General features: G+C 65.8%; 21 protein-coding genes. 14 read left to right on the top strand and 7 right to left on the bottom strand.

Translation table 11 applies throughout. From position 1 onward, the window contains the following. Positions 1 to 139: 139 nt before the first annotated feature. The 5 genes from APT63_12800 to APT63_12780 form a co-directional block, all read right to left on the bottom strand. Positions 140 to 1,789 (bottom strand): cyclic peptide transporter, encoded by a 1,650-nt coding sequence (locus APT63_12800; GenBank protein AMA46426.1) that lies wholly within the window; start codon positions 1,787 to 1,789, stop codon positions 140 to 142. 187 nt (positions 1,790 to 1,976) lie between these two features. Further along, positions 1,977 to 2,837 carry a chromophore maturation protein PvdO gene (locus APT63_12795; protein AMA46425.1) on the bottom strand — a complete coding sequence of 287 codons (861 nt, stop codon included), beginning with the start codon at positions 2,835 to 2,837 and terminating at the stop codon, positions 1,977 to 1,979. A gap of 13 nt (positions 2,838 to 2,850) precedes the next feature. Next, positions 2,851 to 4,308 (bottom strand): RND transporter, encoded by a 1,458-nt coding sequence (locus APT63_12790; protein AMA46424.1) that lies wholly within the window; start codon positions 4,306 to 4,308, stop codon positions 2,851 to 2,853. A gap of 3 nt (positions 4,309 to 4,311) precedes the next feature. Further along, entirely contained in the window at positions 4,312 to 6,279 is a 1,968-nt protein-coding gene (locus APT63_12785) for a macrolide ABC transporter ATP-binding protein (GenBank protein AMA46423.1), read from the bottom strand. 1 nt (position 6,280) lies between these two features. After that, on the bottom strand, positions 6,281 to 7,450 hold the full coding sequence (locus APT63_12780; GenBank protein AMA46422.1) for an efflux transporter periplasmic adaptor subunit: 1,170 nt from the start codon (positions 7,448 to 7,450) through the stop codon (positions 6,281 to 6,283). 616 nt (positions 7,451 to 8,066) lie between these two features. Between APT63_12780 and APT63_12775 the strand changes: the two genes are divergently transcribed. Further along, on the top strand, positions 8,067 to 9,383 hold the full coding sequence (locus tag APT63_12775; GenBank protein AMA46421.1) for an MFS transporter: 1,317 nt from the start codon (positions 8,067 to 8,069) through the stop codon (positions 9,381 to 9,383). Between the two features lie 80 nt (positions 9,384 to 9,463). Here APT63_12775 and APT63_12770 read toward each other — a convergent pair whose 3' ends face one another. After that, positions 9,464 to 11,128: an electron transfer flavoprotein-ubiquinone oxidoreductase gene (locus tag APT63_12770; protein ID AMA46420.1), complete on the bottom strand. Its 1,665-nt coding sequence runs from the start codon at positions 11,126 to 11,128 to the stop codon at positions 9,464 to 9,466. Positions 11,129 to 11,661: 533 nt separating this feature from the next. Here APT63_12770 and APT63_12765 point away from each other — a divergent pair. The 9 genes from APT63_12765 (at position 11,662) to APT63_12725 (ending at position 18,754) form a co-directional block, all read left to right on the top strand. Then, complete coding sequence (locus tag APT63_12765; protein ID AMA46419.1) at positions 11,662 to 12,411, top strand: electron transporter RnfB; 750 nt, start codon at positions 11,662 to 11,664, stop codon at positions 12,409 to 12,411. Between the two features lies 1 nt (position 12,412). After that, positions 12,413 to 13,342: an electron transfer flavoprotein subunit beta gene (locus APT63_12760; GenBank protein ID AMA46418.1), complete on the top strand. Its 930-nt coding sequence runs from the start codon at positions 12,413 to 12,415 to the stop codon at positions 13,340 to 13,342. Between the two features lie 77 nt (positions 13,343 to 13,419). Further along, the gene (locus APT63_12755) at positions 13,420 to 14,250 is read left to right on the top strand and encodes an ABC transporter substrate-binding protein (GenBank protein ID AMA46417.1); all 831 of its coding nucleotides are present in this window, start codon (positions 13,420 to 13,422) and stop codon (positions 14,248 to 14,250) included. 166 nt (positions 14,251 to 14,416) lie between these two features. Continuing rightward, positions 14,417 to 14,764 (top strand): hypothetical protein, encoded by a 348-nt coding sequence (locus tag APT63_12750; GenBank protein ID AMA47893.1) that lies wholly within the window; start codon positions 14,417 to 14,419, stop codon positions 14,762 to 14,764. Continuing rightward, positions 14,761 to 15,576 (top strand): hypothetical protein, encoded by an 816-nt coding sequence (locus tag APT63_12745; GenBank protein AMA46416.1) that lies wholly within the window; start codon positions 14,761 to 14,763, stop codon positions 15,574 to 15,576. Before APT63_12750 ends, APT63_12745 begins: the two co-directional genes overlap by 4 nt. A gap of 168 nt (positions 15,577 to 15,744) precedes the next feature. After that, positions 15,745 to 17,187, top strand: a complete 1,443-nt coding sequence (locus APT63_12740; protein ID AMA46415.1) for a GntR family transcriptional regulator — start codon at positions 15,745 to 15,747, stop codon at positions 17,185 to 17,187. A gap of 61 nt (positions 17,188 to 17,248) precedes the next feature. Beyond that, positions 17,249 to 17,749 carry a hypothetical protein gene (locus APT63_12735; protein ID AMA46414.1) on the top strand — a complete coding sequence of 167 codons (501 nt, stop codon included), beginning with the start codon at positions 17,249 to 17,251 and terminating at the stop codon, positions 17,747 to 17,749. Positions 17,750 to 17,861: 112 nt separating this feature from the next. Next, complete coding sequence (locus APT63_12730; protein AMA46413.1) at positions 17,862 to 18,116, top strand: hypothetical protein; 255 nt, start codon at positions 17,862 to 17,864, stop codon at positions 18,114 to 18,116. Between the two features lie 32 nt (positions 18,117 to 18,148). Next, a complete protein-coding gene (locus APT63_12725; protein AMA46412.1) occupies positions 18,149 to 18,754 on the top strand; it encodes a hypothetical protein in 606 nt (201 codons plus the stop codon). A 93-nt stretch (positions 18,755 to 18,847) separates the two neighbouring features. On the opposite strand, the gene gltA is transcribed toward APT63_12725, so the two are convergent. Then, positions 18,848 to 20,134 carry a type II citrate synthase gene (gene gltA / locus APT63_12720; protein ID AMA46411.1) on the bottom strand — a complete coding sequence of 429 codons (1,287 nt, stop codon included), beginning with the start codon at positions 20,132 to 20,134 and terminating at the stop codon, positions 18,848 to 18,850. 480 nt (positions 20,135 to 20,614) lie between these two features. Between gltA and APT63_12715 the strand changes: the two genes are divergently transcribed. The 4 genes from APT63_12715 to sdhB are packed head-to-tail and all read left to right on the top strand — an operon-like array spanning position 20,615 to position 23,726. Beyond that, positions 20,615 to 20,872 carry a succinate dehydrogenase gene (locus APT63_12715; protein ID AMA46410.1) on the top strand — a complete coding sequence of 86 codons (258 nt, stop codon included), beginning with the start codon at positions 20,615 to 20,617 and terminating at the stop codon, positions 20,870 to 20,872. Then, entirely contained in the window at positions 20,866 to 21,234 is a 369-nt protein-coding gene (locus APT63_12710) for a succinate dehydrogenase (protein AMA46409.1), read from the top strand. Before APT63_12715 ends, APT63_12710 begins: the two co-directional genes overlap by 7 nt. A gap of 3 nt (positions 21,235 to 21,237) precedes the next feature. Continuing rightward, positions 21,238 to 23,010 (top strand): succinate dehydrogenase, encoded by a 1,773-nt coding sequence (gene sdhA, locus APT63_12705; protein AMA46408.1) that lies wholly within the window; start codon positions 21,238 to 21,240, stop codon positions 23,008 to 23,010. 11 nt (positions 23,011 to 23,021) lie between these two features. Further along, the gene (sdhB, locus tag APT63_12700) at positions 23,022 to 23,726 is read left to right on the top strand and encodes a succinate dehydrogenase iron-sulfur subunit (protein ID AMA46407.1); all 705 of its coding nucleotides are present in this window, start codon (positions 23,022 to 23,024) and stop codon (positions 23,724 to 23,726) included. Positions 23,727 to 23,773: the final 47 nt, after the last annotated feature.

Raw genomic sequence — 23,773 nt, 5'->3', positions numbered from 1 at the left:
CAACGAAATGCGAAGCGCGATCTTTAGCCGCTGCGCCAAAAAAAGATCGCTGAGGTACAGATCCGCTGTTGCAAGGCAGATAAGGCCACTCGTGCGTCAAGAGGCCGACACGTTTCGTCGGGCCCTTGACGCACCTGCCTCAGGCCGTGGCGTAGTCGCTGACGACGCGACCAGCTTCCATGCGCACGCATTGATCGGCGATGTCGAAGTAGCGGTCGTCATGGGAGATCACGATGATGGTCTTGCCCATCCGCTTGAGGTCCGGCAGCAGCTCGGTGTAGAAGATGCGGCGGAAGGTCGGGTCCTGGTCCGCCGCCCATTCGTCGAACACCAGCACGGGCCGCTGCTCCAGCCAGGCGTTGACCAGTGCCAGGCGCTTGCGCTGGCCGGTGGACAGGTCGGTGGTGGTGAACTTGCCGTCCTGGATGCTGACCTTGTGCGCGATCTCCAGCCGCTCCAGGTACTGATGGGCCTCGTCGGGGATGGCCTGATCGCCCTGGATGACCTCGTCGAACAGGTAGTAGTCAGCGAAGATGGTGGTGAACAACTGGCGGTAGCGGTCACGGTCGGCGGCCTCCACCACCTTGCCATCGAGCACCACCTGGCCTTGCTGGGGGGCGTACAGACCCAGCAGCAGCTTGATCAGCGTGGTCTTGCCGCAGCCGTTCTCGCCGACGATGAAGACGATCTCGCCCTGCTCGATACGCAGGTTGACCGGGCCCAGACGGAAGGGCGGCGCATCACCTACCGGCGGGAAGGCGTAGGTGACGTCGTTCAGTTCCAGCGTATCGATCGAGGCGCGTGCCGCCGGGGCATCGGTCAGCAGCAGGTGCGGCTCGGGCGAGGAGAACTGGCGCGACAGCTCGGCAATGCGCTGGAAGGCGATGCCGGCACGGCTGACGATGGGCAGGGTGCCGATCAGGTGTTCGAGCGGGCCTTTCATGTACAGCAGCACCAGCACGAAGCCGCTGATCACCGCCTTGTCCTGGCCAGGTCCGGTGCCGTGCATCCACAGCGCGATGCCGATGACCACGAAGAACAGCATGGAGCCGAAGGTCTTGGCGATGACGAAGGTGTTGATCGCGCGGATCTGGGTCTTGCAGATGAACTCGGCGGTCGCCTGGATGCCATGGGTGAACATCCGATGGCGACGGGGACGGTGGATGCGCAGCTCCTTGGCGCCGCCGGCCACCGCGTTGTACTGGCGCTGCAGTTCGTCTTCGGCGTCGCGCGCGGCCATGAAGCCCTGCACGCCGACCGACTGCGCCACGTACTGGGCCGTGACCCCGACGGCGATGGCCACCAGCATCAGCAGGAACATCGGCCACGACAGCAGGGCCAGGTAGCCCAGGCAGCCCAGGGTGACGGTGAGCGAGATCGCCAGCGGCGCGAAGGCGAAGGCGAAGTCGCTGATGGTGTCCACGTCGTGGGTCAGCACCGGGATCAGCCGATGGCTGCGAAAGCGCTCGATCTGCTCGATGGGCGCCGCCAGCACCTTCTCGCCCAGCGTCTTGCGCAGCGTGGCGATGATGTGCTGGCCCACGTAGTTGGTGCCGATGTCCGACAGGATGGTGCTGACCAGGGCCAGCACGCAGAGGCCGACGAAGCCCAGCGCGAGCCCACGGCCCAGTTCGCTGTCGGCGTGCAGCGCCGTGTTGATGGTGGCCAGCAGGACGGTGACGCTCAGGCCGCCGAGCATCCCCAGGACGATGGACACGCCGACGATCAGCCTGAAGGGCTTGAGCAGGACCATCAGCTCACGCAGGGCGCCCGGAGTGGCGGCGCTCATCGGATAGGGTCCAGGGTCGGGCGTGGATGAACGACGCGGGCAGGGCGCGGCGTGGACACGGGGGTCTGGCTCATGGTGACGGTTCCTGGGGCAGTGAAGGGGCGCGCGCAGGAAGTGCCCCTTGTCCTGCGGCGCGTACACCGGAAGGAACGAGCCAGGAGCGGCCTAATTTACCGTCGGCGCCGGGTCAGAGCGGGCGCATGACGCGAAAGCCGATCCAGTCGCCACGGTCGGTGGCGTAGGCGTTGTTGCGGTTGCCCGAGCGCGAGAAGATCGGCGCCTCGCCCCAGTCGTTGCCGCGAATGCTGACCAGTTTGCACGCGCCGTCCTTCCAGGCGCTGCCGTCACTGGGGGCGCCGCGGTAATGGTCGTGGTAGCAGTCGGCGACCCACTCGTAGACGTTGCCGTGCATGTCGTACACGCCGTAGGCGTTGGGCGGGAAGCTGCCGACCGGCGAGGTGTAGCTGTAGCCGTCCTTGGGGCCGTAGACGTTGGCGTTCTTGCTGATCTCGTAGTTGGCATCGGGCTGGAACGGGAAGGCCCCTTCGGTCCCGCCACGGGCGGCGTATTCGCGCTGGGCTTCGCTGACCATGCGGTAGGGCTGGCCGGTCTTCTTCGACAGCCAGGCGACGTAGGCCTCGACATCGGCATAGCTCATGCACACGGCAGGCTGGCGTGGGCCTTGTGCGTAGCTGGGCTGGCTGTTGGTGCAGCGTCGGCCGGGGCGATCGTCGCCATCGGCGATGACCACACCGGCGTCTTTCTGGTAGGCCGCCCACTCACCGGCGGTGACCTGGAAGCGGCTGATGGCGAAGGGCTGGGTGAAGGTCACCGGGTGTTGCGGGCTTTCGTCTTCCTGGCGGCCCATCTCGTTGTCCGGCGTGCCCATGGTGAAGGTGCCGGCGGGCAGCACCACCATCTCCGGGCAGAGCGTGTCGCAGTCGCGAAACACCGTGCCGGGACGTTGGGCGGGCTCGGCGGCCTGAAGCGGCAGGCTGCAGGCGGCGAGCAGGGCGGCGAGGGTGAAGGTCTGGAGCGGCGGGGTCATGGCGAAGCCTCGTTCAAGGGAGCGGGGGCGCGGCGGCGTCGACCGCCGGTGATCGAGCGGAGGGGCTGGGCGATGGGGCGGCCGACCAGCCGCCGCCCAGGGCCTTGTACAGCGAGGCGGCCCCTTGCAGGCGGGCCAGACGCAGTTGCACCTGTTCGTCCTGGGCCTGGTAGAGCGTGCGCTGGGTGTCGAGCACGGTGAGCAGGGTCTCGGCGCCCGCGGCATAGCGCTGCTGGGCCAGATCGGAGGCGATCTGCGCCTGGCGTGCCTGCTCGTCCTGCCAGCGACGCTGGTGCTCGACCCCGTCGATGGCGTTGAGCGCTTGCTCGACATCGGCGAAACCGGCGAGCAGGCTAGCGCCGTAGGCGTGCAGCAGTTCTTCCTGTTCGGCCTTGGCCAGGGTGTGCCCGGCGCGCAGGCGGCCGCGGTCGAAGACCGGGGCGAGCAGGCCTGCGGTCAGCGTGTAGTAGGGGCTGTCCATCACATCGGCGAAGGTGCGCGCGCCACTGCCCAGTTCAGCGCCCAGCACCAGCTGCGGCAGCATGGCCGCCCGGGCGACCTGGACGTTGGCGCTGGCAGCGGCCAGGCGTGCCTCGGCCGCGGCGATGTCCGGGCGGCGGACGAGCAGGTCGCTGGGCAGACCGGCATCGATGCGTGGCCAGTGCAGCGTGGCGAGGGTTTCGTCGAACGGTGGCAGCGCCTGGACCGGGTCGCCCAGCAGCGTGGCCAGGACGATCCGCGCCTCGTGCAGGCGCTGGTCGAGCCGCGCCAACTGACGCGCCTGGGCCGCGACCAGGCTGTGCTGCTGGGCCACCTCCAGTGCGGTGGCCGAGCCGGCCTGCTGGCGCGTCTGCACCCAGTTCAGCACGTCGCGGGCGTTGTCCAGGTTGAGCTGGGCGATGCGCGCCTGCTCGTTCAGCGCCAGGCATTGCAGGTAGCCGTCGGCCACGGCAGCGAGCAGGGTCAGCTCGACGGTCTGGCGGTCGAACCGGGTGGCCTCCAGGTCACGCACCGCACGGGTCTGGGCCGCGCGCAGGCCGCCCCAGAAATCCACTTCGTAACGGGCGCTCAGGCGCGTGGTGAAGGCCGTGCTGGTGCGCTCGGCACGGTCCACGTCGAGCTGATCGTAGCCCTCGCCCCGGAGCAGGCGCTGGCGGCTGGCGTCCACGCCCAGTTGCACCTCGGGCAGCAAGGGCGCCCCGGCGATGGTGGTGCGTGCCTGGGCCTGACGCACCCGTGCCACGGCCGCCGCCAGGTCCTGGCTGTTGGCCAGGGCGCGGGTGACCAGCCGTTCCAGTTCGGGGCTGCCGAAGGCGCGCCACCAGGCTGCGTCCGGGCGTTCGGCGCGGGTGTCGACCTGGCCTTGCCAGGCGCGCGGCACGGTGACGTCGGTCTGCGGCGCCGGGGCGGTGGCGCACGCGCTCAGGCACAGGCTCAGGGTCAAGGGGCCGAGGCGGCTGGGCAGGGTCATGGGTTATTCACTGGTCAGGGCGGTGACCGGGTCAAGGCTGGCCGCCTTGCGCGCCGGCATGAAGCCGAAGAGAACGCCGGTGGCCACCGCGCAGGCGAAGGCGCCGCACAGGGCACCGGCCGAAAAGGCGACGGCGATGTCGAACAGCGTCAGCAATGCGCCGGTCGCCAGGGCCAGCACCAGCCCGGTGACGCCGCCGACCATCGACAGCAGCACCGCCTCGGTCAGGAACTGGCGCAGGATGTCGCGCTGCCGCGCGCCGGTGGCCATGCGGATGCCGATTTCCCGGGTCCGCTCGCGCACGGTCATGAGCATGATGTTCATCACCCCGATACCGCCGACCAGCAGCGAGATGGCCGCGATGGCGCCGAGCATCAGCGACAGGGTGTTCTGGGTGCGCGCCTCGGCCTGGATCATGGCCGCCGCGTTGGTCAGCGAGTAGTCGCGCGTGCCATGGTGCAAGCGCAGCATCAGCCGGTCGATGGCGTGCTCGGTTTCCTTCACGCGGGCCGAGTCAGCGGCCGCGATGGCGATGTACTCGGGGTCACGGCTGCCGAACAGGCGGATGGACGCGGCGGAGTAGGGCACTGCGATGCGCCCGTCGCTGTCGGTGTCGCCGGAACTGGAGCCTTTCTCCTGGAGTACGCCGATCACCTGGAACGGCACGTTGCCGATCAGGATGTACTGGCCGATCGGGTGGGCGACGCCGGCCATCAGCTTGGTGCGCACCTTGTGCCCGATCACCGCCACCGCCGAGGCGTTGCGCTCGTCGGCCTCGGTGAAGTAGCTGCCTTCGACCACCGGCCAGTTGAAGATGTGGGTGAACGCCGTGTTGTTCCCGCCGACGTAAAACTGCTCGGCGGCATTGCCGTAGCGCACGGTCAGGTCCTTGCCGTTGACCGGCATGATCCGCTGCACTTCGGGGAGCTGGGCGATGGCGGCGACATCGTCCAGGCTCACGATGCCGACCTTGGAGTGGGGCGTGGCGGCATCGCCGCCCAGGTACAGGATGTTCGAGCCGAATGCCGCCATCTGCGCCACCACCTGGCGCTTGCTGCCTTCGCCCACTGCCAGCATCACCACCACCGAGGCGACGCCGATGACGATGCCGAGCAAGGTGAGGGCGGTGCGGAACCGGTTGATCCACATGATCCGCCAGGCGGCCTGCAAGGACTCGACCAGCTCGCCGCGCCAGGCACCGCGGGCGGTGGCGCCCTCGTCCAGGCGCTGGCGCAGTGCCGTGGCGTCCAGGCTCTGCACGGCAGGGCGCGTGGGCGCCTGCTCGTTGGCCGAATCGCTGACCACCAGGCCATCGCGGATCTCGATCACCCGCTGGGCGCGGGCCGCGACGTCGCGGTCATGGGTGATCAGGATCACCACGTGGCCCTGGGCCGCCAGTTCGTCGAGCAGGGCCATTACCTCGGCGCCGCTGTGGCTGTCCAGCGCACCGGTGGGTTCGTCGGCGAGGATGATGTGGCCGCCGTTCATCAAGGCCCGGGCGATCGACACGCGCTGTTGCTGGCCCCCGGAGAGCTGGTGCGGGCGATTACCGGTGCGCGTGCCCAGGCCCGGGCGCTCGAGCAGGGCGCGGGCTCTTGCATGGCGCTGCGCCGGTGCGGTGCCGGCGTAGATCGCCGGCATCTCGACGTTTTCCTGAGCCGAGCCGGAGGCGATCAGGTGATAGCCCTGGAACACGAAGCCGAACGCCTCGCGGCGCAGCCAGGCCAGCTCATCACTGTCCAGCTCGGCGACGTCGCGGCCGGCGAACAGGTACTGGCCGCTGGTGGGGCGATCCAGGCAGCCGAGGATGTTCATCATCGTCGACTTGCCCGAGCCCGACGCGCCGACGATGGCGACGAACTCGCCAGGGTGGATGCTCAGGCTGATGCCACGCACCACCTCGACCGTGGGCGTGTCGACACCCCCGTAGCGCTTGCGGATGTCACGCAACTCGATCAGCGGCACGCTCATTTCAGCCTCCATCGGTCGCGCCACCGATCACCAGGCGGTCGCCGTCGGCCAGGCCGTCGAGCACCTGCACGCGCAGGCGATCGCTCAAGCCGACACGCACCTCGCGGCGTTCGACCTTGCCCTTGGCCGTGAGCACCCGGGCGATGCGCCGGTCTTCGGCCGCAGCGTCCTCTTCGAGCGCAGCCACCGGGGCGGTCAGCACGCCGTCCGCCTGGCCGGCGACGAAGAATACCTGCGCGGTCATCTCGGCCATCAGCGCGTCGTCGGCGTTGTCGATGTCCAGCAGCACGGTGTACAGCACCACCTTGCCACTGCTGTCGCCGGAGGCGTTGGGCGCGCCGCCGCCCTGGCTGGACTGGTCCAGCGGCTTGGGCGGGATCGGCAGGATCTGCCGCACGGTGGTGCTCCAGCGGCGCTTGCCGCCGGCCAGGGTGGTGAAGTAGGCCTGCATGCCCGGGCGCACCTTGCCGATGTCGGCCTCGGACACTTCGGCCCACACCGTCATCGGTGACAGCCGCGCGATGCGCAGGATCAGCGGCGTCTGTTGCTGGGCGTTGAGGGTCTGGCCTTCGCGTGCGTCCACGGCGACCACGGTGCCGGACATCGGCGCGTAGATGCGCGTGTAGCCCAGCTCGGCCTCGTCGCTGCGCAGGCTGGCCTGGGCCTGGCGGATCTGCGCCTGGTACATGGCGATGCGTGCCTGGGTCGTCTCGAGCTGGGCCAGGGCGGTCTGCACGTCCTCGTCCCGCGTGGCGCCGCCCTTGGCCAGGTGCTGCTGGCGCTGGTACTGGGTCTTGGCCAGGCGTTGCTGGGCCCGCTGTTCGTCCAGCTGGGCCTTGAGGTTCTCGATCGAATAGCGGGCGGCGTCCAGGCGGGCGCGCTGGGTGGAAGGGTCGATCTCGACCAGCAGTTGACCCTGCTCGACACGATCGCCGACCTCGACGTGCAGCGTGCGGATCTGGCCGCTGGCCTGGGCGCCGACGTCCACGTAACGACGCGGCTGCAGGGTGCCGAGCGCGGTGACGCTGCTTTCGATGTCGCCGCGGCTGACCGCGACGGTGGCGAGCGAGGCGGTGGGATCGGGCAGCAGCTTCCAGGCGGTCAGTGCGCCGATGACCAGCAGGCCAAGGGTGACGCTCAACAGCCGACGTGTACGCGGGGGACGACTCATGCAGATTCCGGCCGACAGGGAGGGGGCTTGGGGCTGGCCCAAGAAACTTCCAGTTAGACGAGGGGGCGGTTGGCTAATTTAGCGTGAGCTGAAAAATGCAGGTGTCGGGGTGCTACCGGGAAGGCTTGCGCTTTATCAGCGGGCCTGGCGAACAGGGGTGTCGGCCCCGGCCTCATCGCGGGCAAGCCCGCTCCCACACTGTCCTGAAGCAGCAGCGCCACGCAGTCAGAGCGGCTATCAGGGATCTTGTGGGATGCTCTACTCGGTACATGTCCAACCGCATGCGGCGCCTGGCAGGGCCTTCTCGCTGGCAAGCCAGCTCCCACCCCGACCTCTGCAGCCGTCAATGGAGGCATGGCTGCGCAAGCAGCTTGTGGGAGCGGGCTTGCCCGCGATGGCGTCCGTTTCGTCACCACCTGCCTGGCGGGCAGCCCGCTACAAAGGATTGCGTCGGCCCGCCAGGCCTGCAATGCCGTTCAAACACGTGGCGATCCGACAGGTTCAGTCCAGGCCGGACAGCCTTATAGGCCAGGGCGCCTCACCGTTCACCGAGTTGCAGACACGTCTTACGCACCGGTTTGTTATGCTCTGCTCCTTTTTTCAGAGCGGAGCTGTCATGGCTGCTTTCGACCACACGCGCCAGCTCGGGCGCGCCGACCACCGGACCCTGGGCCTGGCGGCACTGGGCGGAGCGCTGGAGATCTACGATTTCATCATCTTCGTGTTCTTCGCGCTGACCCTGAGCCAGTTGTTCTTTCCGCCGCAGATGCCCGAATGGCTGCGCCTGCTGCAAAGCTTCGGCATCTTCGTCACCGGCTACCTGGCACGCCCCCTGGGCGGACTGGTGATGGCGCATTTCGCCGATCACCTGGGGCGCAAGCGGGTGTTCGGCCTGAGCATCCTGATGATGGCCTTGCCGTGCCTGCTGATCGGGGTGATGCCGACCTACGCCGACATCGGCTATGCCGCCCCGTTGATCCTGCTGGCCCTGCGCATCCTGCAGGGCGCAGCGGTCGGGGGCGAGGTGCCGAGCGCCTGGGCCTTCGTCGCCGAGCACACGCCCCCGGGGCGGCGCGGCTATGCCCTGGGCTTCCTGCAGGCCGGGCTGACCTTCGGCTACCTGCTCGGCGCACTGACCGCGACCGCCCTGGCGCATGTCTACAGCCCGCAGGAAATCCTCGACCATGCCTGGCGCTATCCTTTCCTGCTGGGCGGTGTCTTCGGCCTGGTCGGGGTGTGGCTGCGCCGGTGGCTCAGCGAGACGCCGGTGTTCCTGGCCCTGCGCGAGCGGCGTGAGCGTCCTGTGGCGTTTCCCCTGCGCCAGGTGCTGACCGAACACCGTCACGCGCTGATCCCGGCAGCGCTGCTGACCTGTGTGCTGACCTCGGCGGTGGTGGTGCTGGTGGTGATCACACCGACCGTGATGCAGCAGCGCTTTGGCCTGGACGCGGGCCGGACGTTCGCCTTGAGCGCCCTGGGGATCGTGTTTCTGAACCTGGGGTGTGTGATCGCCGGGCTGTTGGTCGACCGCTTCGGTGCGTGGCGTGCCTTGATGGGCTACAGCCTGCTCCTGCCGCTGGGCATCGGGACCTTGTACGCCAGCCTGGTCGGGGGCGGGGGCTGGACCGGCGTGGCCTATGCGCTGGCCGGGTTGTCGTGCGGCGTGGTCGGCGTGGTGCCGTCGATCATGGTGGGGTTGTTCCCGGCGCCCGTGCGGGTGTCGGGTATCTCCTTCACCTACAACCTGGCCTATGCGGTGTGGGCCAGCACGACGCCCTTGGCGCTGATCGCGCTGATGCCGTGGAGCCCCTGGGTCTGCGTGGGGTTCTGCGCGATCATGGGGCTGGTGGGTGCCTTGACGGCCTGGCGCTTCGCACGGCACACGTCGCCGACGACGCCGTTGGCCCAGGATGCGGCGTACGCCAAGGACTAGGCGCCGCAGCCTAGCGCAGGCCCACGAACGAAAAAGCCCAGGTCGCAGGACCTGGGCTTTTTCATGGGCGGCGTCGCCGATCACATGTTGGGGTAGTTCGGGCCACCCGCGCCTTCCGGGGTCACCCAGACGATGTTCTGCGCCGGGTCCTTGATGTCGCAGGTCTTGCAGTGCACGCAGTTCTGCGCGTTGATCTGGAAGCGCTTGCTGCCATCTTCCTGGCTGACCACTTCATAGACACCGGCAGGGCAGTAGCGCTGGGCCGGCTCGTCGTACAACGGCAGGTTGCTGGCGATCGGAACATTCGGGTCGATCAGCTTCAGGTGGCACGGCTGCTCTTCTTCATGGTTGGTGCTGGAGAGGAACACCGAGCTCAGCTTGTCGAAACTGAGCTTGCCGTCGGGCTTGGGGTAGTCGATCTTCTTGGAATCGGCCGCCAGCTTGAGGCAGGCGTAGTCCGGCTTCTTGTTGCGCAGGGTGAACGGCAGCTTGCCCTTGAACCAGTTCTGGTCGATGTAGTTGAAGGCCGCGCCGAACAGCGGACCGAACTGGTGCATGGCCGGGCCGAAGTTGCGGCTGGCGTGCAGTTCTTCGTAGACCCAGCTGGCCTTGAAGTCCTGGGTGTAGCCCTCCAGTCGGTCACCGCCCTCGCGGCCGGCGGCCAGGGCCTCGACCACGGCGTCGGCGGCGAGCATGCCGGACTTCATGGCCGTGTGGCTGCCCTTGATCTTGGCGAAGTTCAGCGTGCCCAGGTCGCAGCCGATCAGCGCGCCGCCGTCGAAGACCATCTTCGGCAACGAGTTCAGGCCGCCCTTGCAGATGGCTCGCGCGCCGTAGCTGATGCGCTTGCCACCTTCGAGGTACTGGCTGATCACCGGGTGGTGCTTGAGGCGCTGGAACTCATCGAACGGCGACAGGTACGGGTTGCTGTAGGCCAGATCGACGATCAGACCGACCACCACCTGGTTGTTCTCCAGGTGATAGAGGAACGAGCCGCCGGTGTTGTCGGCATTGACCACGTCCAGCGGCCAGCCGGCCGTGTGCACCACCAGGCCCTGCTCATGGCGTGCCGGGTCGACTTCCCAGATTTCCTTCAGGCCGATGCCGTAGTGCTGCGGGTCGGCCTCGCTGTCGAGGCCGAAGCGGCGGATCAGCTGCTTGCCGATGTGGCCACGGCAGCCTTCGGCGAACAGCGTGTACTTGGCGCGCAGTTCCATGCCGGGGGTGTAGAGGCCGTCCTTGGGCTGACCTTCGCGGTCCACGCCCAGGTCGCCGGTGACGATGCCGCGAACGATGCCGGCCTCGTCGATCAGCGCTTCCTGGGCGGCAAAGCCGGGGTAGACCTCCACGCCGAGGTTCTCGGCCTGCTGGGCCAGCCAGCGGCACAGGTTGCCCAGGGAGATGATGTAGTTGCCCTGGTTGTGCATGGTGCGGGGCACGAACAGGTCCGGCACCTTGACCGAACCGGCCGCGTCCTTGAGCACATAGATGTCGTCGCGCTTGACCTCGGTGTTCAACGGCGCGCCCATGGCCTTCCAGTCAGGGAACAGCTCGTCGAGGGCGCGGGATTCGAACACGGCGCCGGAGAGAATGTGGGCGCCGACCTCGGAGCCTTTCTCGACCACGCAGACGCTGATCTCGGCGCCCGTCTCGGCGGCTCTCTGCTTCAGGCGGCAGGCCGCCGACAGCCCGGCAGGGCCTGCGCCGACGATGACCACGTCGAATTCCATGTATTCGCGTTCCACAGGTTCTCTCCTACTCAAGGCTCATCAGCGGTTGCTTGTCGGGTGGGCGCAACTCTGGGTGCACGGCGCCTGGGCCGTGGCTTTCTCCAACGCCGCACTGCACCGCTTTGTCGTGGCGAGCATTATATCTACACCAGGGGAAGGGTCCAATACAAACGTTTGTTTGAATGTGCGGGAAGCCCGTAAAAACGCCAGGACACGGCTGGACGCTGGCCGATTTGCCGTATTGACCCGATGGGGTGATGCGGTCAAGATACGAGCAGTTTTACGCTCGCCGTAGGCTGACCGTTGGGCAAGTGAGCACCCTGGAAACCCAGGTGAAAAGCAGGGGATTCCCGCCAGGACCCGCGTTGTAGTGCAGTTTACACGTCGCGACAGCAAATCACCCGCAGGTTTTGCCCTGGCGCGGACCGGGCCGGTCGGTCCATGGTAAATCCGCCCGCCGCCATCCGTTTCCAGGGGTGTCCAGACCCACGCGCATCGCCGGGCATGCCCAGGCGACTATCTATTCACCGGAGAGTAACGAGGAATCCATGAAGGTTCTTGTAGCTGTCAAACGAGTGGTCGACTACAACGTCAAGGTTCGCGTCAAGGCGGATCACTCCGGCGTCGACCTCGCCAACGTCAAGATGTCCATGAACCCCTTCTGCGAGATCGCCGTGGAAGAAGCCGTACGCCTCAAGGAAAAGGGCGTCGCCACCGAGATCATCGCCGTCAGCGTCGGCCCGACCGCTGCCCAGGAGCAACTGCGCACCGCGCTGGCGCTGGGCGCCGACCGCGCCATCCTGGTCGAGGCCGCCGACGAACTCGGCTCGCTGGCCGTGGCCAAGCTGCTCAAGGCCGTGGTCGACAAGGAGCAACCGCAACTGGTCATCCTCGGCAAGCAGGCCATCGACAGCGACAATAACCAGACCGGCCAGATGCTCGCCGCGCTGACCGGCTTCGCCCAGGGCACCTTCGCCTCCAAGGTCGAACAGGCGGGCGACACCCTGAACGTCACCCGCGAGATCGACGGTGGCCTGCAGACCGTCGCGCTGAAGCTTCCGGCCGTCGTCACCACCGACCTTCGCCTGAACGAGCCGCGCTACGCGTCGTTGCCGAACATCATGAAGGCCAAGAAGAAGCCGCTGGAAACCGTCACCCCGGATGCGCTCGGCGTGTCCATCGCCTCGACCACCCAGACCCTCAAGGTCGAAGCCCCGGCCGCTCGTGGCGCCGGCATCATGGTCAAGTCGGTGGAAGAGCTGGTCGAGAAACTGAAGAACGAGGCGAAGGTAATCTGAAATGACAGTCCTGATCATCGCTGAACACGAAAACGGCGCGCTCGCGCCGTCCACGCTCAACACCGTGGCTGCTGCTGCCAAGATCGGGGGCGAGGCACACGTGCTGGTCGCCGGCCAGAACGTCGGCGCCGTGGCCGAGGCCGCTGCCAAGATCGCCGGTGTCGCCAAGGTGCTGGTCGCCGACAACGCTGCCTATGGCCATGCCCTGCCGGAAAACGTCGCGCCGCTGGTCAAGGAGCTGGCCGCCAGCTACAGCCACGTGCTCGCGCCTGCCACCACCAATGGCAAGAACATCCTTCCGCGCGTCGCCGCGCTGCTGGACGTCGACCAGATCTCCGAGATCATCTCGGTCGAGTCCGCCGATACCTTCAAGCGTCCGATCTACGCCGGCAACGCCATCGCCACCGTGCAGTCCAGCGCTGCGGTGAAGGTCATCACCGTGCGTGCCACCGGCTTCGATGCCGTGGCCGCCGAGGGCGGTTCGGCCGCCATCGAAGCCGTTGGCGCTGCGCATGACGCCGGGCTTTCGTCCTTCGTCGGCGAAGAACTGGCCAAGTCCGACCGTCCCGAGCTGACCGCTGCCAAGGTGGTGATCTCCGGTGGCCGCGGTATGGGCAACGGCGACAACTTCAGCCACCTGTACAGCCTGGCCGACAAGCTCGGCGCCGCCGTCGGTGCATCGCGCGCCGCGGTCGATGCCGGTTTCGTGCCCAACGACATGCAGGTTGGTCAGACCGGCAAGATCGTCGCGCCGCAGCTGTACATCGCCGTCGGCATTTCCGGCGCGATCCAGCACCTGGCAGGCATGAAGGACTCCAAGGTGATCGTCGCGATCAACAAGGACGAAGAGGCGCCGATCTTCCAGGTCGCCGACTACGGCCTGGTCGCTGACCTGTTCGAAGCGGTACCGGCGCTGGAAAAGCTGGTCTGATTCGTTCGCGTCACTTATAAAGAGGCCCGGCGTTCCCACGAACGTCGGGCTTTTTTGTCAGCGCGAAGGAGACAGGGATGGTGGGGTTGGGCCGAATCATGATCGCGACTGCCTTATGGGGGCTGTCGCTGTCGCCCCTGGCAGAGGCAGCCGGTCGCTGCGAACGTCTGGTGGCCACGGGCAGCCCCGACAACCCGCCTTACGTGTGGCAGGACCCTCGTCACCCTGACCGGTTGATCGGCGCCGACGTCGACCTGCTGGAGCAGATCGCCCGGGATCTGGGCGTGACGGTCCAGGTGCTCTCGGCCGGAACCCGCGAGCAGGCCGTAGAAGAGGCACGCAGCGGGCGGCTGGACCTGTTGCTGGACCTGCCCCTGGAGGCGGCGCGCCTGACCGCGTTCGACTACCTGCATCCGGCCGTGCACGTCGACGACTACCAAGTTTGGACACGCCACGATGCGGCCATCGCCTATGCGTCGCTCGAGCAGTTGCAGCCCTTGCAGGGCAGCCTGGTCGATGCCGCCCGTGCGCCCGAAGCGATGCAGGGGCTGCTCGAGGCGGGGCTCGAACTCGAACGTGCCCAGACACCGACAGAGGCTTTCCAGCGCCTGACGCTGGGGCAGCTGGACTACGTCATCGCCCCGCGCTTCGTCGGCATGGCGACCGTGCAGCGACTGGGGCTGAGCGCTGCCGTGATCGCCAGTGGCGTTCCGGCGCAGCGGGTCGAACGCTACCTGGCCCTCTCGCACAATTCGGCCTGCAACGATGCCTGGTTGCGCGGCGAGCTGTCGCGACGCCTGCTCGACGGTGCGTTCGAGCCGGCCCGACAGCACGCCTTGCAGCGCAACCTGCAACGCTGGCAGGCGCAGCAGGCGGCGGTGGCCGGTCCCCATGACACGGCCGAATGATCCGCCGACGCCCGTGCTCGTCAGTGCGCAAAGCGGGTTATCATGCGCGACCCGCGCTGCGTCGCCGCCTCGCGACCGCATGTCGCTCATCGCTTATCCGTCAGGAGCTGAAGCCGTTTTGAACAGATTGGATTTGACTGTGGCCCGGAACGTGACGCGCGGTCCTGTGCGTGCACTGAGCCTGGCCCTGGTACTCGGCGTCATGGCCGGCTGCGCCACCGACCCCGCACCCCATGAGCAGATGCGCCTGGCCGAACAGGCCCTCGAGCAGGCCAAGTCGGTCGGCGCGACCGACCAGCAGGAAACGCTCGCGCTGGCCGAGGAAAAACTCACCCGTGCCCGTACGGACCTGGCCGCCGATCAGAATCGCGAAGCGCGGATGCGTGCCGAGCAGGCCGAGCTGGACGCACGCCTGGCCGAGGCCCAGGTGCTGACGCAAAAGCGCGATGAGCAGGTGCAGGCATTGCAGGCACGTATCCAGCGCTTGCGCCAGCAACTGGAGGCGCGACCATGACCCGACTGTCGAACCGTTGGGCAATGGCTATTCTGCTGGCCTCGGTCGGTGGCCTGCACGGCTGCGCCAGTCAACGCAGCGAAGTGGCGCTCGAGCAGGCTTCTGCCACGTTCCAGCAGATCAAGGACGATGCCGACGTGCTGCGCAGCGCGCCACGTGACGTGATCCGCGCCGGGGAGTCCCTGGGCCGCGCCGAACGCCTGGCCACCTACGTCGGCAGCGGCAGCGACGTGCGCCAGTACGCCTACCTCAGTCAGCGCTACAGCGAGATCGCGCGCGAGCACATGCGCCTGGCCCTGAGCGAAGAGCAACTGGTCAAACTCGACCTCAAGCGCCAGCGGCTGCAACTGGCCCTGCGCGAGGCCAAGCTGGCCAGCGTTCAGCAGCAGGGCAAATGGCTGGAGGCGGAAATCGCCGCCCTGGCCTCCGAAGACAGCGACCGTGGCCTGGTCCTGACCTTGGGTGACGTGCTGTTCGACACGGGTCGGGCCGAGCTGAAGAACTCGGCCAGCCGCACCGTGCTCAAGCTGGTGCAGTTCCTTCAGCTCAACCCCCGGCGAGTGATCCGCATCGAAGGCTACACCGACAGCACCGGCTCGACCGAAGACAACCTGCAGCTGTCGCGCGATCGCGCGCAGTCGGTGGCCGACATGCTGATCGACCTGGGCGTCGAGGAAAAACGTGTCCAGGTCATGGGCTATGGCGACCAGTACCCGGTGGAAGCCAACGCGTCCGAACGGGGCAGGGCCAAGAACCGTCGTGTGGAAGTGGTGTTCTCGGACGACAAGGGCCGGTTGGCACCGCTGCGCTGACCGGCGCACGAGAGGCCCAGGGCGCCGCCAGGTCGTGCGTCGCCCTGGGAAGCGAGGCTGTACGGTCGATGAATCGACGATCTGTATCAGTACACTTTGCGACTGTTACGGTATTCTGCGTCTGTGAGCTCCATAAGAATAACGAAGCCTGCGCATCGAGACATTGCCATGACCAACCTGTTGCTCTACCAGCGCATCGCCCAGCAACTGGCGGACGACATCCGCCGTGGTGTCTATCGCCCAGGGGAGCGGGTGCCCTCGGTGCGCAAGATGAGCGCGCAGCTCAACGTCAGCCATGCCACGGTGCTCCAGGCATATGCCAACCTCGAAGACCAGGGGTTGATCCGCGCCCGCCCGCAATCGGGCTACTACGTGCACCAGACCCCTGCGCTGACCGCGCCGACCCCGGACATCGCCCGGGTCGAGCGCCCTGGGCTGGTGACGCGCGCCAGCATCATCCAGCAGGTCCTGGCCGAAGCCCGGCGCGATGGTGTCTTCGCCTTCGGCGCCGCCGTGCCCCATGTGGACTACCTGCCCGTGCGGGCCCTTCATCAGCAGTTGGCCAAGGTCACGCGGTTCCACAGCCCCCGTGCGTTCAGCTACATGTTCAGCCCCGGCTACGAGCCGCTGCGCCGGCAGATCGCCATTCGCATGCGCGATGCCGGCGTCCTGGTCGATCCGCGGGAGATCGTGGTGACCCACGGCTGCGTCGATGCCCTGCAGATGTCGCTGCGGGTGTTGACCAAGCCGGGTGACCTGATCGCAGCCGAGTCGCCGACCTACTACGGCCTGTTGCAGCTGGCCGACCTGCTGGGCCTGAAGGTCATCGAGATCCCCAGCGACCCGTCCACCGGCATCAGCCTCGAAGCCTTGCAGCTGGCGGCCAACCAATGGTCGATCAAGGCCCTGGTGCTGACCGCTCGGTTGAGCAATCCCTTGGGCGGCACCATTCCGGAGGAGCGGCAGAAGCAGCTGCTGCGCCTGGCCTCGGACTTCGACATCCAGATCGTCGAGGACGATATCTATGGCGAGCTGATGTTCGAGCAGGGGCGCAGCAAGGCGCTCAAGGCCTACGATCGGCTCGACCGGGTCATCTACTGCTCGAGCTTCTCCAAGACGCTGTCGCCCGGCGTGCGCGTGGGCTGGATGGTGCCTGGCCGCTACCAGGAGGACATCCAGCGCTTGCAGACCTTCACCACCCATTCGGCCTGCAGCGTGACGCAGATGGGCGTGGCGGCCTATCTGGAGAACGGAGGATACGACCGGCACCTGCGCTACATCCGGCAGGAGTACCGCAAGAACCTCAGCGCCTATCAGCTGGCCGTCCAGCAGTATTTTCCGGAGGGCACACAGATGACCCGGCCCACGGGCGGGTTCATTTTGTGGGTGAGCCTGCCGGGGCGAGTCAACACCCAGGAGCTGCACGTGCGGGCGCTGGAGCAGGGCATCAGTATCGCCCCCGGCTTGATCTTCAGTAATACTGAACAATTCAATCACTGCATCCGTCTGAACTGCGGTATTCCCTGGAACCGCGAGGCCGAACGTGCGCTCGTGACATTGGGGATGCTGGCCCGGCAACTGTGTACAGAGTCCATGGCATTGGCGGTTTAGTCTTGCCAGGCGTGCGGCAAACGGCCAGCATCCAGATTTGGACAAAGACGTTGTGGTGCCCATGAAACGTATTCGGTTGTTTGCGCTGGTGATGGGGTTGACCTGCGGGCTGGGCGCGGTGGGTGTGATCCAGGCTGCACAGGTCGGCGCTGTGTCTGGCGCCGAAGGCAAGCAGAGCCAGGCACAGACGGCCCCTGCTGCCAAATCGTCCCGGCAGGCAACCAAGCCCAGCAAGACCAAGGCAGCGGCAGAGAAGGCGCAGGCGAAAAAGGCCAAGCGCAAGAAAGCGGTGCAAAGCAAGGCGGTCGCCACCCCGGTGGCCAAGGCACCCCTGGATTTGAGCATTCCCAAGGAAATGGTCAGCGAACTCGAGCCGGCCGTGGGCAACAACACGCCCAAGCGTAAGGCTTTGCTGCCCGCGATGTTCCCGGAAAATCCCACTCAGGACAGCGCATTCCAGCTCAATGGGCGGCTGATCAGCAACGAAATGCAGCTACAATTGCGCAACGACAGTCAGCGTGACGTCGAAGGCGCGGCCATCGAATTCCAGTTCCGCCAGTAAGCGGCCACTGACTGCTCGGTCATTCCCCTTTTCCCGGTACGGGCAATGTCAAACGCCCGTTTCGCCGGTTACTATCCCAGGACGTCCCGTCCTGTTCCAGGAGTCGTGTTCCATGATCTGCCGTCAAGGCTGTGGTGCGTGTTGCATCGCGCCCTCCATCAGTTCGCCCATCCCCGGTATGCCACAGGGCAAACCGGCGGGCGAACGTTGCCTGCACCTGTCGCCTGAGAACCTCTGTGGCCTGTTCGGTCAGCCCGAGCGGCCGGCGGTGTGCGGCGGGTTCAAGGCCGAGGCCGAGGTGTGCGGCAGCGACCGTGACGAGGCGATCAGGATCATCAGCTGGTTGGAGCGCATGACGGCGGCGTGAACCTTTGGATCTTCGATAAAAGGAACAACACGATGAGATCTTTCACGCGAGTCGCGCTGGTGGTTGCCCTGGGGTTGTCGATGGCGCCCGCGGTCTGGGCCGAAGACTGGAAAGTGGCCAAGGACGAGGAGGGCATCCAGGTGTCGCTGAGCGAGGTGCCGGGGTCCAAGTACAAGGCCTACCGTGGCGTGGCCCTGATCAAGGCGCCCCTGGCCAAGGTGCGTGCGCTGCAGGAAGACGTGGCGGGTGCCTGCGCCTGGATCCATGAATGCCAGTCGCAGAAGCTGCTCAAGCACGAAGGCGACCAGAGCTGGACCTACAGCCGCTTCAATACCCCGTGGCCGGTGACGCCGCGTGATTCGGTGGTGCATGTGGTCACCACCCAAGGGGCCGACGGCAGCCTGACGCGCACCCTGACGGGTGAGCCGACCTATGTGCCGGAGGAGAAGGGCTTCGTGCGCGTGGCCGAGGTCAAGGGCTTCTGGAAGCTGGTGCCCAAGGGCGATGCGACCGAAGTCACCTACCAGGTGCACACCGAGCCAGGCGGTAGCGTGCCATCGTGGCTGGCGAACAAGTTCGTGGTCGAAGCGCCGTTCAATACCCTCAAGGGGCTGCGTACGCGCGCCGAGGCACGCTAGGCGATGCGCAGGGGCTGAGCGGCGTTCGGCACCTGTGAAAAAGGCTGCACAAGGCAGCCTTTTTCGATCACGCTGGGTGAGCGGCGAAGCCGATCAACGATCCTTCAGGTCAGCGATGTCACGCTGCGCTTCGCCCGTGTAGAGCTGGCGCGGACGCCCGATCTTGTAGGGGCTCGAGAGCATTTCCTTCCAGTGCGAGATCCAGCCGACGGTGCGTGCCAGGGCGAAGATCACCGTGAACATGCTGGTCGGAATGCCGATCGCCTTGAGGATGATGCCGGAGTAGAAGTCGACGTTCGGGTACAGCGAGCGCTCGATGAAGTACGGATCGGTCAGGGCGATCTCTTCCAGGCGCATCGCCAGTTCCAGCTGCGGGTCGTTCTTGATGCCCAGCTCGCCCAGGACTTCGTCGCAGGTCTGCTTCATCACGGTGGCGCGCGGGTCGCGGTTCTTGTAGACCCGGTGGCCGAAGCCCATCAGCTTGAACGGATCGTTCTTGTCCTTGGCCTTGGCGATGAAGGTGTCGATGTTCGAGACATCGCCGATCTCATCGAGCATGGTCAGTACCGCTTCGTTGGCCCCGCCGTGCGCCGGGCCCCACAGCGCGGCAATGCCGGCGGCGATACAGGCGAACGGGTTGGCACCGGACGAGCCGGCCAGGCGGACCGTGGAAGTGGAGGCGTTCTGCTCGTGGTCGGCATGGAGGATGAAGATCCGGTCCATCGCCTTGGCCAGCACCGGGCTGATCGGTTTGATCTCGCACGGGGTGTTGAACATCATGTGCAGGAAGTTTTCCGCGTAGGTCAGGTCGTTGCGCGGGTACATCATGGGCTGGCCCATGGAGTACTTGTAGACCATCGCTGCCAGGGTCGGCATCTTGGCGACCAGGCGCACTGCGGAAATCTCGCGGTGCTGCGGATTATTGATGTCCAGCGAGTCATGGTAGAACGCCGACAGGGCGCCGACCACGCCGCACATCACCGCCATCGGGTGGGCGTCGCGACGGAAGCCGTTGAAGAAGGTCTTCAACTGCTCGTGCACCATGGTGTGGTTCTTCACCGTGCTGACGAACTGGGCCTTCTGCTCGGCGTTCGGCAGTTCGCCGTTGAGCAGCAGGTAGCAGGTCTCGAGGTAGTCGGATTTTTCGGCCAGTTGCTCGATCGGGTAGCCGCGGTGCAGCAGGATGCCCTTGTCACCGTCGATGTAGGTGATCTTCGATTCGCACGATGCCGTCGCCATGAAGCCTGGGTCGAACGTGAAGTGACCCGTCGCCCCCAACCCGCGGACGTCGATGACATCGGGACCAACGGTGCCGGTTAAAATGGGCAGTTCGACGGGGGCTGCGCCCTCGATGACCAACTGCGCTTTTTTGTCAGCCATGCGGCCTCCTATTCAATGCTTGAAATCATCAGACAGCCCCCCACGCAGGGCCCGCATCACTATAGAGGGATAAATCCGATTGTCAATTTGCCTAAAGACAGGTTGAAACCCTTGTGCGGCAAGGTTTTTTCACGAAATTGCCAGCCATTTACGCCATTTATCCGGTAAAGGCAATGCGCTCTTCGGGCTAGGGCGCCACGTTGTCATTAGTAGCCTAACTGTCTATAATCGACAGCCGACCGCCAGGGGCTAGCAAGCCCGTTCCGCTGGGGGTCGCCGTTCTCTGGGTGGTGGGTACCTGACCAGTACACTTACCAACAACCTTGCCCTGTTCGCTAGGGGCTCTTCAGTGTGAAAAAAGCCGTGAAAAGCCAACGACCTGTAAACCTAGACCTAAGGACCATCACAGTCCCGATCACTGCTGTAACCTCATTTCTTCACCGCGTATCCGGCATCATCGTCTTCCTGGGCCTCGGCTTCATGCTGTTCGCATTGAGCACGTCGCTGCAGTCGGAAGAAGGCTTTGCCGAGGTGAAGGGTTACCTGAGCAGCCCTCTGGCCAAGTTCATCGCATGGGGCCTGCTGTCCGCCTTGCTGTATCACCTGGTGGCCGGCATTCGCCACCTGATCATGGACATGGGCGTGGGTGAAACGCTCGAGGGTGGCCGACTGGGCTCGAAGCTCATCGTCGCCATCTCCCTGGTATTGTGCGTATTGGCGGGAGTCTGGATATGGTAACCAACGTCACCAACCTGTCGCGTTCGGGCCTCTATGACTGGATGGCGCAACGTGTTTCGGCGGTCGTTCTCGCGGCTTACTTCATTTTTCTGTTCGGCTACCTGGTCGCGCACCCTGGGCTCGAATACGCCCAATGGCATGCGCTGTTCTCGGGCAACCTGATGCGCATCTTCAGTCTGCTTGCCTTCGTGGCCCTGGGCGCGCACGCCTGGGTCGGCATGTGGACCATCACCACCGACTACCTGACGCCGATGGCGATGGGCAAGTCGGCGACGGCGGTGCGTTTCCTGGCCCAGGCCATCTGTGGTATCGCGATGTTCGCGTACTTCGTCTGGGGCGTACAGATTCTCTGGGGTATCTGATTCATGGCTAGTCTTCCAACCATTTCCTTCGACGCCATCATCATCGGTGGCGGCGGCGCCGGCATGCGCGCGGCGCTGCAACTGGCTCAGGGCGGCCACAAGACCGCCGTGGTCACCAAGGTCTTCCCGACCCGTTCGCACACCGTGTCCGCCCAGGGCGGCATCACCTGCGCGATCGCCTCGGCCGACCCGAACGACGACTGGCGCTGGCACATGTACGACACCGTCAAGGGTTCCGACTACATCGGTGACCAAGACGCCATCGAATACATGTGCCAGGAAGGCCCGGCTGCGGTCTTCGAGCTGGACCACATGGGCCTGCCGTTCTCGCGCACCGAGACCGGTCGCATCTACCAGCGTCCGTTCGGTGGCCAGTCCAAGGACTTCGGCAAGGGCGGCCAGGCCGCACGGACCTGCGCAGCCTCCGACCGTACCGGTCACGCGCTGCTGCACACCCTGTACCAGGGCAACCTGAAGGCCGGCACCACCTTCCTGAACGAATACTACGCGGTCGATCTGGTGAAGAACCAGGACGGCGCGTTCGTCGGTGTGATCGCGATCTGCATCGAAACCGGCGAAACCATGTACATCAAGGCCAAGGCCACCGTACTGGCCACCGGCGGTGCCGGTCGTATCTACGCCTCGACCACCAACGCCCTGATCAACACCGGCGACGGTGTCGGCATGGCGCTGCGCGCTGGCGTGCCGGTGCAGGACATCGAGATGTGGCAGTTCCACCCGACCGGCATCGCCGGCGCCGGTGTACTGGTCACCGAAGGCTGCCGTGGTGAAGGCGGTTACCTGATCAACAAGCACGGCGAACGCTTCATGGAGCGTTACGCGCCGAACGCCAAAGACCTCGCCGGTCGCGACGTCGTGGCCCGCTCGATGGTCAAGGAAATCATCGCCGGCAACGGCTGTGGCCCGGATGGCGACCACGTCATGCTCAAGCTCGACCACCTGGGCGAGGAAGTGCTGCACAGCCGCCTGCCTGGTATCTGCGAGCTGTCCAAGACCTTCGCCCACGTCGACCCTGTCGTCGCGCCGGTCCCGGTCGTTCCGACCTGCCACTACATGATGGGCGGCGTAGCCACCAACATCCATGGCCAGGCGATCACCATGGACGCCAATGGCGTCGACCAGATCATCCCGGGCCTGTTCGCCGTCGGCGAAGTGGCGTGCGTGTCGGTCCACGGTGCCAACCGTCTGGGCGGCAACTCGCTGCTCGACCTGGTGGTCTTCGGCCGTGCCGCGGGTCTGCACCTGGAAAAAGCCCTGAGCGAAGGCGTGCAGTACCGTGACGCCAGCGACACCGACGTCGACGTGGCGCTGAACCGTCTGGCCAAGCTGAACGAGCGCACCACCGGCGAAGACGTCGCCAGCCTCAAGCGCGAGCTGCAGAGCTGCATGCAGAACTACTTCGGCGTGTTCCGTACCGGCGAGTACATGCAGAAGGGCATCGCCCAGCTGCAAGGCCTGCGCGAGCGTATCTCGAACGTCAAGATCAACGACAAGTCGCAGGCATTCAATACCGCCCGCATCGAAGCGTTGGAACTGCAGAACCTTCTGGAAGTCGCAGAAGCTACCGCCATCGCGGCCGAAACCCGTAAGGAGTCCCGCGGCGCTCACGCCCGTGAAGACTTCGAAGACCGTGACGACGAAAACTGGCTGTGCCATACCCTGTACTTCCCCGGGGAGAAGCGGGTTGCCAAGCGTGCAGTCAACTTTGCGCCGAAGACCGTTCCGGCCTTCGAACCTAAAGTCCGGACTTACTAAGGGTGGCTACCATGTTGAAAGTCGAAGTTTATCGTTACAACCCGGATACCGACACCGCGCCCAAGACGCAGGTGTTCGACGTCGACACTGGCGGCAAGGACCTGATGGTGTTGGACGTGCTGGCGCTGATCAAGGAACAGGACGAGGGCTTCTCCTACCGTCGTTCCTGCCGTGAGGGCGTCTGTGGCTCCGACGGCATGAACATCAACGGCAAGAACGGCCTGGCCTGCATCACGCCGCTGTCGGCCGTGGTCAAGGGCAACAAGCTCGTGCTGCGTCCGCTGCCGGGCCTGCCGGTGATCCGCGACCTGGTCGTGGACATGAGCATCTTCTACAAGCAGTACGAGAAGGTGAAGCCGTTCCTGCAGAACGACACGCCAGCCCCGGCCATCGAGCGTCTCCAGTCGCCCGAAGAGCGCGAGAAGCTGGACGGTCTGTACGAGTGCATCCTGTGCGCCTGCTGCTCGACCTCGTGCCCGTCGTTCTGGTGGAACCCCGACAAGTTCCTCGGTCCTGCCGCGCTGCTGCAAGCCTACCGCTTCCTGGCCGACAGCCGTGACACCAAGACCCAGGAGCGTCTGGCTTCGCTCGACGACCCCTTCAGCGTGTTCCGTTGCCGCGGCATCATGAACTGCGTGAACGTCTGCCCCAAGGGTCTGAACCCGACCAAGGCAATCGGCCACGTACGTAACATGCTGCTGCAAAGCGGTACCTGATCGATCCGCAGTACCTGCAAGACACCGAGGCGTGGGGCATGAACCCA

Origin of the sequence: Pseudomonas monteilii (genome assembly GCA_001534745.1) — a bacterium.
Taxonomy (GTDB): domain Bacteria; phylum Pseudomonadota; class Gammaproteobacteria; order Pseudomonadales; family Pseudomonadaceae; genus Aquipseudomonas; species Aquipseudomonas alabamensis.
This window is presented reverse-complemented; position numbering and strand designations above follow the sequence as displayed.

Coding starts and splice junctions, on each gene's coding strand:
- APT63_12800 (AMA46426.1), bottom strand. CDS start 1,789: ATGAGCGCCGCCACTCCGGGCGCCCTGCGTGAGCTGATGGTCCTGCTC.
- APT63_12795 (AMA46425.1), bottom strand. CDS start 2,837: ATGACCCCGCCGCTCCAGACCTTCACCCTCGCCGCCCTGCTCGCCGCC.
- APT63_12790 (AMA46424.1), bottom strand. CDS start 4,308: ATGACCCTGCCCAGCCGCCTCGGCCCCTTGACCCTGAGCCTGTGCCTG.
- APT63_12785 (AMA46423.1), bottom strand. CDS start 6,279: ATGAGCGTGCCGCTGATCGAGTTGCGTGACATCCGCAAGCGCTACGGG.
- APT63_12780 (AMA46422.1), bottom strand. CDS start 7,450: ATGAGTCGTCCCCCGCGTACACGTCGGCTGTTGAGCGTCACCCTTGGC.
- APT63_12775 (AMA46421.1), top strand. CDS start 8,067: ATGGCTGCTTTCGACCACACGCGCCAGCTCGGGCGCGCCGACCACCGG.
- APT63_12765 (AMA46419.1), top strand. CDS start 11,662: ATGAAGGTTCTTGTAGCTGTCAAACGAGTGGTCGACTACAACGTCAAG.
- APT63_12760 (AMA46418.1), top strand. CDS start 12,413: ATGACAGTCCTGATCATCGCTGAACACGAAAACGGCGCGCTCGCGCCG.
- APT63_12755 (AMA46417.1), top strand. CDS start 13,420: ATGGTGGGGTTGGGCCGAATCATGATCGCGACTGCCTTATGGGGGCTG.
- APT63_12745 (AMA46416.1), top strand. CDS start 14,761: ATGACCCGACTGTCGAACCGTTGGGCAATGGCTATTCTGCTGGCCTCG.
- APT63_12740 (AMA46415.1), top strand. CDS start 15,745: ATGACCAACCTGTTGCTCTACCAGCGCATCGCCCAGCAACTGGCGGAC.
- APT63_12735 (AMA46414.1), top strand. CDS start 17,249: ATGAAACGTATTCGGTTGTTTGCGCTGGTGATGGGGTTGACCTGCGGG.
- APT63_12730 (AMA46413.1), top strand. CDS start 17,862: ATGATCTGCCGTCAAGGCTGTGGTGCGTGTTGCATCGCGCCCTCCATC.
- APT63_12725 (AMA46412.1), top strand. CDS start 18,149: ATGAGATCTTTCACGCGAGTCGCGCTGGTGGTTGCCCTGGGGTTGTCG.
- gltA (AMA46411.1), bottom strand. CDS start 20,134: ATGGCTGACAAAAAAGCGCAGTTGGTCATCGAGGGCGCAGCCCCCGTC.
- APT63_12715 (AMA46410.1), top strand. CDS start 20,615: ATGCTGTTCGCATTGAGCACGTCGCTGCAGTCGGAAGAAGGCTTTGCC.
- APT63_12710 (AMA46409.1), top strand. CDS start 20,866: ATGGTAACCAACGTCACCAACCTGTCGCGTTCGGGCCTCTATGACTGG.
- sdhA (AMA46408.1), top strand. CDS start 21,238: ATGGCTAGTCTTCCAACCATTTCCTTCGACGCCATCATCATCGGTGGC.
- sdhB (AMA46407.1), top strand. CDS start 23,022: ATGTTGAAAGTCGAAGTTTATCGTTACAACCCGGATACCGACACCGCG.